Genomic DNA, 15,343 nt, shown 5'->3' with positions numbered 1-15,343 from the left:
TCGTCTTGCAAATGACATTGGATAGTAACAGAAATTTATATCACAGCTTGGAGGAAAGGCATGTGTCGCAGGAATTGGATTTAAGGGGTTATTTCCAGATTGTACGTAAGAGAAGCTGGCTCATTGTATTAATTGTAGTCTTGGTATGTTTGTTGGTCGGCGTCTATAGTGCTTTTATTAAAAAGCCCGTTTATGAGGCCTCGACAAAAATCGTTGTCAATCAGAAATCAACTCAATCTGATGTCAACCAACTAGATTTGAACCAGATTAACACAAACATTCAATTGATCAATACGTACAAAGAAATTATTAAAACACCAGCAATCTTGGATCGGGTGGTTACGAATTACCCGGAGCTCAAATTGTCGGCTGAACAGTTGTCGGAAATGGTGAATGTAAGTTCGGTTAATCAAACACAAGTTATGACAGTTCAAGTTCAAGATACTTCATATGTGAGAGCGGCAGAGATCGCAAATGCAATTTCAGATGTGTTCCAAAAGGAAATCCCTACAATTTTTAACGTTCAAAATGTATCCATTTTAAATAAGGCATCGATCGAGCCATTAACCAGACCAGAGCCAGTGGCTCCAAATATTCCATTAAATATGGCTATTGGATTTATCATAGCTTTAATGATTGGTGTTGGGCTTTCAATTTTGCTGGAATACCTGGATGATACGATCAAAACCGAGGAGGATGTTAAGCAAATTCTGGATATGCCGACACTTGCAATGATTATCAAGGTAGGTCAGGAAGAGAAGGCGACTGAAACCCCTCGTTCACAAGCGAGTACAATTCCAAAGAGAGGGGAGAGAAATCATGGCACGATCTCAAAATAATAGAAGGCATCTGATTGTTCTAACGGATCCGCGTTCTCCTATATCAGAATCGTATCGAACATTACGCACAAATATTGACTTTTCGTCCGTAGATCAAGTTACCCAAGTCATCATGGTAACTTCGTCTGGTCCTGAAGAAGGGAAATCTACCGTCGTTGGTAATTTAGCAGTAACATTTGCCCAAGACAACCGAAAGGTCTTGCTAATCGATGCGGATATGCGTAAACCGACAGTTCACCGTACCTTCCAATTGTCGAATATTGCAGGACTTTCCTCCGTATTATCACGTCAGTTTAGTCCAGATGTCGCAATACAATCAACGGAAGTTCCGAATCTCTATGTTATGACAGCAGGGGCCATTCCTCCAAACCCAGCCGAGATGCTGAATTCAAAGAGTATGGCACAGATGATGGATAAGCTTCGAGAGCAGTTTGACGCCATTCTTATTGATACTCCTCCTGTACTAGCAGTAACCGATGCACAACTGCTTGCTTCGCAAAGCGATGGTGTATTAATGGTTATTAACACAGGGAAAGTGAAAAAGGAAATAGCTTTAAAAGCCAAAGAAACATTACAAAGAGTAAATGCAAGGATGCTAGGTGTCGTATTAAATAATGTGAAACGAAAAGCCAGCGAAGATTATTATTACTATTATTATGCATCCAATGACAACTAGATCCATGTCTCGCTTGCGTTAGATCATTATATACTTCGGAGGCGCTGAAAATGAACACTCGCAAAACTCTTGCGATGCTAATAATCATAGACATGGTTGTCGTATGGTTTAGTATTATAACGTCTTATTGGTTTCGATTTGACAAAGGGATTTCATCTGGTTATCTGCTTCAGATGCTCCTCTTCGCTGTAATATCGACAATAAGTTTAGGAGCCTGTTTATATTATTTTCGGCTATACCGACGGGCTTGGAAGTATGCCAGTATTGAAGAAATCCTAGCCATTTTTAAAGCGGTCATCTTAGCTAGCGTCATCTCATATCTATTTTCTCTGTTTGTCTTCCCCGAGCGTGTACCGTTATCCATTGCGGTACGTTCCATGCAAACCATCCTCTTACTTGTAGGTGGCATACGGTTTGTATGGAGAGTAACGGGAATACGGAGTGAGGGGGAGATGGGAAGTAATACCTTAATTGTTGGTGCTGGAGATTGTGGGACCTTAGTTTCAAGAGAACTTCGAAACTCAAGTCTTGGTTTACAATTGGTCGGTTTTATTGATGATGATTTGAACAAATTGAAGTTACAAATTCATGGGCACCCGGTTTTGGGTACTCGGGAAAGAATACCTTCCATTGTTAAAGAAAAGCAGATCAAGGAAATCATCATCGCCATCCCTTCCGCAAGCAAAAAAGAAATATCGGATATTGTAGAAATATGCAAAAATACAGGCGTTAAATTGAAAATGATACCGCGGCTGAATGATCTTATATCTGGGAAGGTGTCATTAAGCAAGATAAGGGATGTAAGTGTAGAAGATTTGCTGGGAAGAGATCCAATTACGACAGATCTAGATGGAATCATGAATTATGTACAGCATAAACGCGTACTTGTGACGGGTGCGGGTGGGTCAATTGGCTCTGAATTATGTCGACAATTAGCAAAATTCAGGCCTAGGAAACTACTTTTGCTGGGTCATGGTGAGAATAGTATTTTTAATATTGAGATGGAGCTCCGTAAAACATTCCCTGAGCTTGAACTTGAGACCCTTATTGCCGATATTCAAGATCGGGAACGAATGAAAAACGTTTTTGACGATCATCACCCACAAGTTGTGTTTCATGCTGCAGCCCATAAACACGTTCCATTAATGGAGCGGAACCCAACCGAAGCAGTCAAAAATAATGTGTTCGGAACACAAAATGTGGCAGATTGTGCGGATCTGTACGGGGTAGAGAGATTTGTCTTAATCTCATCAGATAAAGCAGTAAATCCAACAAGTGTGATGGGGGCAACAAAACGCATTGCAGAAATGTACATACAAACAATGAACGCGTCAAGCAGTACGAAATTTGTTGCCGTCCGTTTTGGAAATGTATTGGGCAGCCGTGGCAGTGTGATTCCATTTTTCAAACAACAAATTGCAGATGGTGGGCCGGTAACGGTAACACATCCAGAAATGGTCCGTTATTTTATGACGATTCCTGAGGCCGTGCAACTGGTTCTGCAAGCAGGCTCCTTCGCCGAAGGAGGCGAAATTTTTGTTTTGGATATGGGGAGTCCGGTCAAGATTTTAAACCTGGCTGAGGATCTGATTAAATTATCTGGTTATGAGCCATATGAGGATATTGAAATTAAGTTTAGTGGTATACGTGAAGGCGAAAAGCTTTATGAGGAACTGTTAACAGATGAGGAAAATGTAACAGCGACTCAGCATAACCGAATCTTTATTGGTAAGCCTTCTGATTTGAATCGTCATCACTTAGAACTTGAGATCTTAAGACTGCAGCGGGTGATGGCTGATGGATCAAGCTCTATTAAGGAAATCATTGATCAAATTGTTCCTATGTACGAAGTAGTCTCCTAAAATATAGTTATACTACAATAAAAGATATGGAGTGATACAACGATGAAGAAATTAAGAATACTCCCAGTTTCAGTAGCTGTCATTGCCCTACTCATTTTTATTTTGCCTATGTCTGCATTTGCGACGGGTAACAACGTAAAAGTCCAACCAATTGGCGCGAATTTTGTTTTTGATGGGAATCAGATTAAGCCACCGGCAGGGCAATTTTCGTTTAGTTATCAAAGTACAACGTACGTTCCGATTCGATTTGTTTCTTATGCACTTCAAAAAAGTGTGAGTTGGGATGGAAAGCTTCAAAAAGTAACTGTGTCAGATCCAACTCCGAGTCAATTGGTGTCAATAAAGGAAAGTATCATGAATTCTCAAGCTATGAAAGATACAACTATTCCATCGAATAAAATTAGTATTGAACCGATGAAGGTGAGCTTTGTATTTGATGGAGTGAACAAGAAACTTCCAGCAGGACAGCTCAGCTTTATATATAAAGGAACGTTGTACGTCCCTATTCGTTTTGTTGCCGAATCTACCGGATCTTATGTTACCTGGAATCAGAAGACTAAGACAGTAACTGGGAAAACCAAAACCTATTTAGAAAAAGAGAAAAGCACGGAAACAACAAAAAATGATAATACAAAACCTGAATCTGAGAAGCCCTCGGCGTCTCCAGAAACCAAACCATCTGCTGGAGGAGAAACTAACACAGGAACCACTCCAGGTAAAGTATCTTACGACACTATCACTGATTCAACGCAAACAAAACTTGAGGCACTAAGAGCAGAAAGTAAAGCTGTTTTGTTTGATTTAGCTAAAGAATATTTGTCGGCAACAGATGATACATCTAAGAGGAAACTTCTTTCAGAGGGACAAAATAAGCTGAATGGTTTTACTGCTACATTTGAGAGCATTGTAACAGACACAGAAGCTCAGTTGAAAGCTAATGGGTACAGTACTGAAATCATCAAACAATATCGGAAAACATTTAACGATGAAATCGAAGCAGGAAAACAATTAGCGGAAGAGCTTGCATAAAGCTCTTCCTTCTGAAAGGATCATAACTAATGAGAGTACGGAAGGCAATTATTCCAGCAGCGGGTTTAGGCACACGGTTTCTTCCAGCAACAAAGGCAATGCCGAAGGAAATGTTGCCGATAGTAGACAAACCTACAATTCAATATATTGTTGAAGAGGCCATTGAATCTGGAATTGAGGACATTATTATAGTCACTGGTAAAGGAAAAAGAGCCATTGAAGATCACTTTGATAATTCATTTGAGTTAGAGCAAATCCTTTTAGAAAAGAAGAAGCTTGAGTTGCTGAATGAAGTTCAAAAGTCATCCAAAATGGTTGATATCCATTACATTCGTCAAAAGGAAGCAAAAGGATTGGGGCATGCTGTTTGGTGTGCTCGAAAATTTATTGGTGAAGAACCATTTGCCGTATTATTAGGTGATGATATTGTAAAAGCTAAAACGCCTTGCTTAAGACAGATGATCGAACAATATGAACGATTTAAATCATCTATTATAGGAGTTCAAAATGTAGCAGATGACGAGGTCTCGAGATACGGAATTGTTGATGGTAAAGAAATTCATGATCGTTTTTATAACGTTAACAATTTAATTGAAAAACCCAAACGTGCAGACGCACCATCCAATCTCGCGATCCTAGGGCGATATATACTAAGTCCTAAAATTTTTGAGATTCTTGATCATCAAAGGGCAGGGTTGGGGGGAGAGATTCAACTTACAGATGCTATAGCAGAGTTGAATCGTTATGAAGCTGTCTATGCTTATAATTTTGAGGGTGTTCGGTATGATGTGGGTGAGAAATTGGGTTTTATTCAAACAAACATTGAGTTTGCTTTACAACGCGAGGAACTGAGACCACGATTACTGGAGTACTTGGATAAGCTTTTAACAGAAGAGGTTACTGGTAAAAAGTAGGTATCCCTAAGCCTTGATTATTTAATGATTTGAAATTCGCATGTTAAATAGGCTTTAGATGAGTTAACTTTGGTGAAATGATTTGAAGGGAGCAGCTAATAATGTCAGGTCAGACTATGAATATGGTCCACAACAAGATTCACCTCGCATCACCTCATATGAGTGATGAAGGGTATGAGATGCAGTACATACGTGAGGCGTTTGATACGAATTGGATTGCTCCACTTGGAAATAATGTAAATGAGTTTGAAAATGAATTAGCCGCTATGGTTAATAGTAAATCTGCTGCAGCATTAACATCAGGTACGGCAGCAATACATTTGGCATTAAAAGCAACAGGGGTTGCCGATGGGGATATAGTTCTCTGTTCCTCTTTAACTTTTTCGGCTTCAGCAAACCCAATCATTTACCAGAATGCAATACCTGTTTTCATCGACAGTGATATTGAGACGTGGAATCTTAGTCCGTTCGCCTTGGAAAAGGCAATTAAGAAATACATTCGTATGGGAAAGAAACCTAAGGCTGTGTTAATTGTACATTTGTACGGTTTAACTGCGGACATGGATAAAGTTATAGAAATTTGTCAGAGATATAATATAACACTAATTGAAGATGCTGCGGAATCTTTAGGGGCCCTATATAAAGGGAAACATACAGGCACACTTGGAAATTACGGTATTTTCTCATTTAATGGTAATAAAATAATTACTACGTCTGGTGGAGGAATGCTTGTTTCTAATTATGAGGAGAACATTGAAAAGGCAAAATTTTGGGCCACCCAGAGCCGTGACCAGGCAAGACACTATCAACATAGTGAGCTAGGTTTTAACTATAGAATGAGTAATATTGTTGCGGGGATCGGTAGAGGGCAGTTGAAGGTATTAGATCAAAGAATTAAGAGAAAAAGAGAGATTTTTGAATTTTATCGTAGGGAAATTGGCTATTTTGATGGAGTAGAAATGATGCCTGTAAATGATTGGAATGATCCAAACTATTGGCTAAGTTGCATTACGCTTAACGGAAAAGTCAGACCCTTGGACGTAATTATAGCATTGGAGAAAGAGAATATCGAATCTAGACCGGTTTGGAAGCCGATGCATATGCAACCCTTTTTTGCTGGATATGACTACATAGGCGAAGGTGTGGATGAAAAAATATTTGATGATGGTGTTTGTTTGCCAAGTGATACAAAGATGAGTGACAGTGATCTCGAAAGAATAGTAGGAGTTATTAAACGATTGTGGGAGAGAAGATGAAGATTGATTATAGATCTAAGATAACTACTAAGTTACAGTTGAAAATTCGATTTTTTTTATATAAAAAGTTTCTAAAACGTCCAATAGATTTTATCTTATCACTTTTCTCAATTATCATATTATCACCCATTTTTCTTGTTTTAATTTTACTTGTTAGATTAAAACTCGGCAGCCCAGTAATTTTTAAGCAAGAAAGGCCAGGACTCAACCAGAAAATCTTCACGCTTTATAAATTTAGAACAATGACAGATAAAAAAGATGAAAGTGGACGGCTATTACCTGACAGTATCCGACTCACAAAATTCGGAAAAATGCTTCGTTCAACATCTTTGGATGAATTGCCGGAACTTTTTAACATTCTTAAAGGTGAAATGAGCTTAGTAGGCCCTAGACCACTCTTGGTTCAGTATTTAACGCTTTACAATGACCATCAGAGTCGTCGACACACGGTAAGACCTGGTTTATCCGGATTGGCTCAAGTTAGTGGTCGTAACGCCCTGAGTTGGAACGATAAGTTTGATCTTGATGTTAAATATGTAGATAATGTCACTTTTTTTTTAGATTGTAAAATTATATTTTTAACATTTAAAAAGGTGTTTATACGTGAGGGGATTAATAGTGGGAATTCGGCGACGGTTGAAGTATTTAAGGGATCAAAAACTGAAGAAGATTGATAATGTGATAGATATATGAAAAGTAAACTTCTTATTATCGGTGCAGGTGGCCATGGTAAAGTAGTGGCTGAAATCGCTATGAAAATGAATAGGTGGTCAGAGATAGCCTTTCTTGACAATAATGAAAGCAAGAGATCTTCATTAAAATTTGAAGTAATAGGGAAATCTGATGATGCCTTTAGGTACATTTGCGGATATGATCTCTTTGTTGCCATCGGTGACAATAGGATTAGAGAGGAACTACAAGAAAAACTTGAAAAAGCAGGTGCCAGTATACCAGTATTAGTTCATCCTCAGTCTATTATTGGTAACGACGTTAGTATAGGGATGGGAACCGTACTCATGGCAGGAGTTATTATTAACTGCTGCAGTAAGGTTGGAAAGGGATGTATAGTAAATACAGGAGCGACGATAGATCATGACAATGTAATAGAGGATTTTGTACACTTATCTCCTGGTACTCATATAGCCGGAAACGTAAGGATTGGTAAAGGTACATGGATTGGCATTGGTGGTCTTGTTAGTAATAATGTAAGCATTATTACTAGAAGCATAATTGGTGCAGGCGCTGTAGTGGTTAAAGATATTAATACTGCGGGGACTTATGTTGGGGTTCCAGCTAGAGGAGTATAATATGGCACGTATTCTAATATTGGCTAATAGCGATGTGGGTTTATATAAATTTAGAAAAGAGTTAATAGAAAAACTTGTAATGGAAAATGAACTGTATGTATCATTACCTTACGGCGAATTTACGAGTAAACTGAAAGAAATGGGCTGCAAATTTATTAATACACCTATTAGTAGAAGAGGGACCAATCCTATAACAGATTTAAAGTTGTTAATGGACTATATAAAAATTATTAAGAATATTAAACCTAATGCGGTTTTAACTTATACTATTAAACCCAATGTTTACGGTGGTTTGGCTTGTAGAATAAAGGGAATCCCTCTCTTAGCCAATATTACTGGACTAGGTTCTGCATTGGAAAATGGGGGACTACTGCAAAAGGTTACTTTGTTATTGTATAGAGTATCATTGAAAAGAGCATCATGTGTTTTTTTTCAGAATAAAGAAAATAAGGAGTTCTTACTTAAGAAAATTACTGTTAGTAATTATCAATTGTTACCCGGATCTGGAGTGAACATTGAGGACTACTTATTATTAGAATATCCTCCCCAAGATAAAATAAATTTTCTGTTTATTGCTCGGATAATGAAAGAGAAAGGTATCGACCAGTATTTAGAAGCAGCTGAATATATAAAAGAGAAGTACCCAAATACTACATTTCATGTTTTAGGACCCTGTGAAGAAGCGTATGAAAGTAAATTGAGGATGATGCAGGAAAAAGAAATGATTCATTATCACGGAATGCAAAGCGATGTTAAAAAGTTCCTAAGGTTTTCTCACTGTACAATTCATCCTACCTATTATCCAGAAGGCATGTCTAATGTATTGCTAGAAAGTGCCGCATGTGGAAGACCCATCATTACAACTAATAGAAGTGGTTGCCGGGAGATCGTTGATGATGGAGTAAATGGTTACATTGTAGAGCAAAAAAACAGTAAGGATCTTATTGAAAAGATTGAAAGATTTTTAAATTTAGACTATGACTCTAAAAGGAAGATGGGTCTAAAGGGTAGAGAAAAGATAGAGAGAGAGTTTAATAGACAAATTGTTGTAGATGCATATTCAAAAACAATAGAAAAAATAACAAATAAATAAGATAAGATAGGAATCTTTACTATGAAAAAGCCCATTCGTGTACTGCATGTGTTAGGTCGCCTCAATAGAGGTGGTGCTGAAACAATGGTTATGAATTTATATCGAAACATTGATCGGTCAAAGGTGCAATTCGATTTCATTATTCATACTAATGATAAGTGTGATTACGATGATGAAATATTGTCTTTGGGAGGGGTCATACATAATATTCCTCAATTTAATGGGAAAAATTTTTTGCAATATAAGATGGCGTGGCATCGTTTCTTTAAATCACATTCAGAATATAAAATAATACACGGGCATGTCAGAAGTACTGCGTCAATTTACCTCTGGATTGCAAAAAGATATGGGTTAATTACAATAGCCCATAGTCACAGTACATCATCAGGTGTTGGTATCTCAGCGTTTGTCAAAAACATTCTTCAATATCCGATTAGATATATTGCTGATTATCTAATTGCGTGTTCAAAATCTGCAGGACAGTGGTTATTTGGCGAAAAAGTATTGAAAAGGAATAATTTTATCATACTAAAAAATGCAATAGATTCACAACAATATACGTATGATCAGGATAAAAGATTAAAAATAAGAAAGGAACTTCATATTGAAGATAAGTTTGTAATAGGTCACGTTGGAAGATTTAATAATTCTAAAAACCACGATTTACTCATTGATATATTTAACGTTGTACACAATAGAGAAAAAAAATCAATTTTAATGATGGTCGGTGATGGAGAGTTACGTCCGAATATTGAAAAAAAGATTAGTGATTTAGGATTAATGAATTCTGTGATATTTTTAGGAGTTCGACCAGATATTCCTGAATTATTACAATCTATGGACTGTTTCCTGTTCCCTTCAATATTTGAGGGATTAGGTATTGTCGCAATAGAAGCACAGGCTGCTGGACTGCCTTGTTTAGTATCAAACTCAATTCCTGAGGAAACATACATTACAGATCTAATTGAATCGCTTCCTCTAAATTGTTCACTAGATCAATGGGCAGAATGGATCATATTGCATTCAAATAACAGTAAAAGGGAAAACATGACGGAAGAAGTTAAACGCTCTGGGTACGATATACACCATACTGTACAATCAGTTCAGAATTTTTATCTAGAAAAATGTAGTGAATTATAAATTTGATAGTGTAGGTTATTATATCCATTAACAATAGTTTGTAAGGAAGTGTAGCTGAGATGAAAAAGATACTTTACTTTGGAATGAGTGGAACGTTAGGAGGGACAGAAAGTTTCGTTATAAATTTTTGGAAAACGTTTAATAAAGATAAAATTTCTGTTGACTTTATTAAAGCAGGGGAATCACTATATTTTGAAGAAGAGATTTTAGATGGGGATAGTAGAATCATCACTTTACCGGCAAGAAGAAGGAATCCTATTAAATATTTTTTTTCAATTTATAAGCTATTAAAAGGTCAATCTGAATACGAAATTATCCATGTTCATTTAAATTCATGTAGTAGCATAGAGCCAATAATAGCTGCAAAGTTGTGTGGTAAAAAGGTTTTTGTTCACAGTCACAGTGCAATGAATAGAAATAGATTAATTACAAGAATTCTTCATAATGTAAACAAAAGAATTATGAATCATATGGTTGATGAAAGGCTCGCATGCTCTAATAAAGCTGGTCAATGGATGTTCGGTAAACACGATTTTATTGTAATAAATAATGCGATCCCCTTAAGAAACTATTTATATAATAAAAATAACCGTCAAGAAGTTAGAAAACAGCTCGGAATAGAGAATAAGTTTGTAGTAGGGCATGTAGGTCGCTTTACAAGTATAAAAAACCACGAATTTCTAATTGACATTTTTAAGAGTATCCGAGAAAAAAATAAAGATGCTGTTCTTCTATTGGTTGGAGATGGTGAACTAAGATCTAAGATTGAAAGTAAAGTAATAGAGTTAGGTTTGAAAGACCACGTCATAATGACCGGAGCACGCACGGATGTTTCAAACTTGTTACAAGCAATGGATGTATTTGTATTTCCGTCTTTTTTCGAAGGACTAGGAATCGTTGCTATTGAGGCACAGGCAGCGGGGTTACCTTGTATAGTGTCTGAATCTATTCCAGTTGAAGCCTTTGTTACGAAATTAATAAAAAGTGTTTCTCTATTTGAAAGTTCCAGCAAATGGTCAGAAATAATATTGAAATATAGCAAGAGTTTTAAAAGAAGAAGCACATATAAAGAAATTAAGACAGCTGGATATGACATTTCCGATGCTGCATTAGTATTAGAAAGGTTATATTTAAATGATTATGACGAAAAATAGTGTGATATTGCTTTGATTTTTAATTTTAACTGTACGTAGCTGAAATACAAACTGACACAATTTTAAGGATCTGAATATTAGACCTGACGAAAGAAGAGGTGTGCATGGCGTGCAAACTTTCATAGCTAATGGAATAGAACAAGCCGGAAAGATCATGAAACTGAGGATTCCAAAGAAGACTTGCTCCATACAAATTGGAACTGACTGATCGCATAGTTGTCAATCTGGTGATATATGCGTTAACTAAGCTAATGCTGCGTAAAAGTCACATCGCAACTCTGATCAAGGAGCTCTATGCCTTTCCATAGAGTACCCAAACTAGCTTGAAAGTGACATAAGCAACTGTTATTACAATTCATGAAATTTTGATTTTTGTCAGTACATTAAAGAGCAGTATGTATATTAAATAAAATAATGTTTTTCTATACGATATAATTGGGGATTGATGAATGTGAATTTGGTAAAAAACAATCTTAATAAAATACCAAATGATATGAATAAAAATTTGGCAGGATTAATTTTTATAATTATTATTACAAGTAGTATTTCTACGTTTTTTTTGGTTTTTGACAAAGATGTGCCAAGGTATTATAGTCTATTGCCTATTTTACCTTGCTCCTTTGGTTTAATCTCTTGTATCTTTGCAAATATATACAGCTTTTTTTTAAAAAGTATTAGTATAACAATAATAACTAGTACATATTTTATAAGATTTGTAATCATTCCAATTTGTTTGAGTGTTGGGGGGTTTTCAACAAAAGTTGTAAACATTGATGCTTATAGCTATATAGAGTATGCAATTTTATTGATGGTTTTTGAACTTTTCGTTGTGTATTGTTATTTATCACTTAATACTGGAAGATATCTTAATTACAGAAAAAATAACCAAATAGAAATTACAATAAAAGAAAATAATACAAAATCATCATTACTTTTTCGGTTTATTATAATTTCGCTGTTTTTATATGTAGTATTTGTATTGATCAGATATCCTGAAGAGTTTTCATATTTAGGTTTGTTTACTCAATTCTCTGAGTCCGATAGGATTCTAAGTGCTAAAAATCGATTATATGCAGTGCAAATAGTACCAGGTATAATCGATACATTTTATACATTGTTTATTTCTATTTTGCAAGTTTTTATTCCTATTTTATGTATTCAAACTATCAAAAAGAAATATGGTATGAAAAATAAGAAAAGAGCCGCAAATTTGTCAATCCTTGTGGTCTTATGTACCGCAATAATTATGACATCAGAAAAGGCTTATTCTGTAACAATTGCAATTTCTCTATTTTTAATTATTTTTAACTTATACCCTTCTCTAATGAAGAAAAGAGCACCGTATTTGATTATGATTATGATTGTATTCGTATTCGGAGGTTTAATTTTCAAATCAGGCGCTAATCAGAGTGATGACTTTTTAGCAGAAGTCTCTACTATATTAAATGCCTATTTTAGTGGGCCGATCAATATAGCAGTATCATTTATGCTAAAAAATGATATAACATTGAATATCATTTTTTCAGATTTGGGGAATTCTATACCGCTAGTTAAATACTTTTTTCAAGATCTAAATACGAGTCCCAAACTTTTTAACCTAGCTTTATATGGTAACAAAGATAACAGTGATCAAATAATTCCCTTACTAGGACAAGGGTATTTTTATTTTGGATTCTTGATAGCACCAATTTTAACGGTAATTGTTGTTAAGATCGCATTAATTCTAGAAAGACTAGTCCATTTAGAAAAAAATCTGTTTACTAAATATATTTATATACATGCGGTAGTGATTCTTTCGTTAGTACCTGTATTATACAATTTAAACATAATGATAAATTCACTTTTACTTCTTGCAATAACTTTGTTTATAGCAAAGAGTTCAAAAAATAAATTAATTTAACTTATATCAAGAAAATGTTTGTACAATTTAAGTTATTGCTTAGAAGGATATTATCTTATTCTTGTAAATGTGGATTACTTCGGTGTGATTTTATCTGCTTAAGTGTTGCACCCTTTTCCACTTACGCTCGTGATGTGATGAGGCCAAACTCCCGCTTGATCCACTCCGCCATTGCGAGAGTATCCGGGTGTACCGAGTTATAAGATCAACATTTTCGTGTCAAAGCTGCTCGGATAATTGACGAGGGTGCTCTTTACTGAGGGACATTGTTATTTCAATTTCAATTAAAAACTTAAGTCTGTGGGGGTTGTCAGAAAAATAAGACTTCTCAACAAAGGCCTGAATCATGTAGAATGACCAAAAAAACCGAGGATCCGATGATTTATATACAGCACTAATAGGGGGAAGTGTTTTGGGCATTATAGAGATTTAATCAGACTCATGCTGCCCATTCTCAGTAACAGGACAACTCTGATAGCGTACTACTTTAAATCCTAAGTTGTTAGAATAACTCTCGCACTGGCTTGTAATTCCGTCCGAAACAAAAAAATATACTACAAGGGGCTTATCTGAGTTTAAATGTTAAGAACAAAAAAAGCACTGGTCAATATTGTTGTGGCATTATTTGGCCAAATACTGGGATTGTTTGTTAGTTTCATTGCCCGAATATACTTCGTTAAGTATCTCGGAGCGGAATATCTTGGACTTAACGGTTTGTTTACAAATATTATAAGCATATTATCACTTGTTGAATTGGGAATAGGACCTGCTATTGTTTATAGTTTATACAGACCACTGGCTGAAAATGACATACAAAAAGTGAAATCACTAATGAAATTGTATAAAAAAGCATATACACTGATTGGCATAATTATATTCATCGTTGGATTGCTTGTTATTCCTATATTACCTCTTTTTGTTACAAACAAAGCAAATATAATTGGTTTAGAACCTATCTTTGTGTTGTTTGTAATAAATGCTTCTATTTCATATTTTTTCTCATATAAACGAAATTTAATAATAGCTGATCAATATCGTTATGTTGCAACGATTTATCGATATTCCTTTTTTATTTTTTTGAATGTACTTCAAATTTTCATCCTCTTCTTGACTAAAAATTATTTGATTTTCTTAATAATGATGATTTTATGTACTTTACTGGAAAATATTTTTGTTGCAAGAAGAGCTGATCGAATGTATCCCTTCTTAAAGAAAAAAAACGCTTTAAAACTTGACAAAGGTACCATACTAGAAATCAAAAGAAACACAAGCGCTTTGATATTTCATAAAATTGGTGGTGTGGTAATTAATTCCACTGACAATATTCTAATCTCAATAAATCTTGGTGTAATATGGGTTGGATTATACTCCAACTATCTACTAATAATAACAGCACTACATACAATGATTGGTCAAATTTTCACGGCAGTTACTGCTACTGTTGGAAATTTAGTAGCTGTGGAAAGTAAGAAGAAATCCCTCTTTATGTTCCAGGTGATATATCTCGCCAATTTTTGGATATATGGTTTGTGTTTGATAGGTCTCTTTCTATTAATCAATCCCTTTATGAATTTTTGGTTGGGAAAACAAATGTTGATATCAATGGATGTGGTGTCTTTTATTCTGATCAATTTCTATATACAAGGTATGAGAAAAACAGTACTTACTTTTCGTGAAGCTTCGGGTCTTTATTGGAATGACCGATATAAACCCCTTTTTGAAGTAACAGTTAACCTAATAGTATCTATTATTCTAGTTCCTCATTATGGTTTACCAGGGATATTTATTGGTACAATAGTAAGTACTATGACAATATGTTTCTGGCTAGAACCTTATGTGTTGTATAAACATGGATTCCATTCACCTTTAAAACCTTATTTCCTAAAATATATATATTATTTAATTGTATTATTGGTAGCAGGTGTTATAACTCATGAAGTTACATCATTGATTGCTGAAGAATCGGTTATTTCTTTTATATTTATTGCATTAATAAGTTTATCATTACCTAATGTCATTTTTCTTATCTTTTTTTATCGGACAAAGGAGTTTCAATATTGGTTTAATCTATTCAAATCTGTTTTTAAAAAAAGAATGCAAAAAAAGTAATCAATTAAATCAGTTCCATAGAAAATAAAAAGAGAATAAAGTCTTCTTCTCGAACCATTATTTA

Annotated in this window: 13 protein-coding genes; all 13 read left to right on the top strand. The window is 35.1% G+C overall.

Features of this window, described 5'->3' with window-relative positions; translation table 11 throughout:
• The first annotated feature begins 62 nt into the window (after nucleotides 1-62).
• The 13 genes from HP552_RS08695 to HP552_RS08635 all read left to right on the top strand — a co-directional run bounded on the left by HP552_RS08695 (nucleotide 63) and on the right by HP552_RS08635 (nucleotide 15,279).
• The gene (locus tag HP552_RS08695) at nucleotides 63-839 is read left to right on the top strand and encodes a YveK family protein (protein ID WP_175395139.1); all 777 of its coding nucleotides are present in this window, start codon (nucleotides 63-65) and stop codon (nucleotides 837-839) included.
• Nucleotides 820-1,515 carry a CpsD/CapB family tyrosine-protein kinase gene (locus HP552_RS08690; RefSeq protein WP_175395138.1) on the top strand — a complete coding sequence of 232 codons (696 nt, stop codon included), beginning with the start codon at nucleotides 820-822 and terminating at the stop codon, nucleotides 1,513-1,515. The genes HP552_RS08695 and HP552_RS08690 overlap by 20 nt, the downstream gene beginning before the upstream one ends.
• 50 nt (nucleotides 1,516-1,565) lie before the next feature.
• Nucleotides 1,566-3,377: a polysaccharide biosynthesis protein gene (locus HP552_RS08685; protein ID WP_175395137.1), complete on the top strand. Its 1,812-nt coding sequence runs from the start codon at nucleotides 1,566-1,568 to the stop codon at nucleotides 3,375-3,377.
• Between the two features lie 42 nt (nucleotides 3,378-3,419).
• Nucleotides 3,420-4,406, top strand: a complete 987-nt coding sequence (locus HP552_RS08680) for a stalk domain-containing protein (RefSeq protein ID WP_175395136.1) — start codon at nucleotides 3,420-3,422, stop codon at nucleotides 4,404-4,406.
• 29 nt (nucleotides 4,407-4,435) lie between these two features.
• On the top strand, nucleotides 4,436-5,320 hold the full coding sequence (gene galU / locus HP552_RS08675) for a UTP--glucose-1-phosphate uridylyltransferase GalU (RefSeq protein ID WP_175395135.1): 885 nt from the start codon (nucleotides 4,436-4,438) through the stop codon (nucleotides 5,318-5,320).
• Nucleotides 5,321-5,421: 101 nt separating this feature from the next.
• Complete coding sequence (locus HP552_RS08670; protein ID WP_281366024.1) at nucleotides 5,422-6,576, top strand: DegT/DnrJ/EryC1/StrS family aminotransferase; 1,155 nt, start codon at nucleotides 5,422-5,424, stop codon at nucleotides 6,574-6,576.
• Nucleotides 6,573-7,250 (top strand): sugar transferase, encoded by a 678-nt coding sequence (locus HP552_RS08665; RefSeq protein ID WP_175395213.1) that lies wholly within the window; start codon nucleotides 6,573-6,575, stop codon nucleotides 7,248-7,250. The genes HP552_RS08670 and HP552_RS08665 overlap by 4 nt, the downstream gene beginning before the upstream one ends.
• A 15-nt stretch (nucleotides 7,251-7,265) precedes the next feature.
• Nucleotides 7,266-7,883, top strand: a complete 618-nt coding sequence (locus HP552_RS08660) for an acetyltransferase (protein ID WP_175395134.1) — start codon at nucleotides 7,266-7,268, stop codon at nucleotides 7,881-7,883.
• 1 nt (nucleotide 7,884) lies between these two features.
• Entirely contained in the window at nucleotides 7,885-8,976 is a 1,092-nt protein-coding gene (locus HP552_RS08655; RefSeq protein ID WP_175395133.1) for a glycosyltransferase family 4 protein, read from the top strand.
• A 21-nt stretch (nucleotides 8,977-8,997) separates the two neighbouring features.
• Nucleotides 8,998-10,116, top strand: a complete 1,119-nt coding sequence (locus tag HP552_RS08650; RefSeq protein WP_175395132.1) for a glycosyltransferase family 1 protein — start codon at nucleotides 8,998-9,000, stop codon at nucleotides 10,114-10,116.
• Between the two features lie 59 nt (nucleotides 10,117-10,175).
• Nucleotides 10,176-11,270, top strand: a complete 1,095-nt coding sequence (locus HP552_RS08645; RefSeq protein WP_175395131.1) for a glycosyltransferase family 1 protein — start codon at nucleotides 10,176-10,178, stop codon at nucleotides 11,268-11,270.
• Between the two features lie 451 nt (nucleotides 11,271-11,721).
• Nucleotides 11,722-13,170, top strand: coding sequence for a hypothetical protein (locus HP552_RS08640; RefSeq protein WP_175395130.1), 1,449 nt, complete (start codon nucleotides 11,722-11,724; stop codon nucleotides 13,168-13,170).
• A 579-nt stretch (nucleotides 13,171-13,749) separates the two neighbouring features.
• On the top strand, nucleotides 13,750-15,279 hold the full coding sequence (locus HP552_RS08635) for a lipopolysaccharide biosynthesis protein (RefSeq protein ID WP_175395129.1): 1,530 nt from the start codon (nucleotides 13,750-13,752) through the stop codon (nucleotides 15,277-15,279).
• Nucleotides 15,280-15,343 lie beyond the last annotated feature (64 nt).

The sequence above is a fragment of the Paenibacillus xylanilyticus genome (assembly GCF_013359935.1).
Classification (GTDB): Bacteria; Bacillota; Bacilli; order Paenibacillales; family Paenibacillaceae; genus Paenibacillus; species Paenibacillus xylanilyticus.
This window is presented reverse-complemented; position numbering and strand designations above follow the sequence as displayed.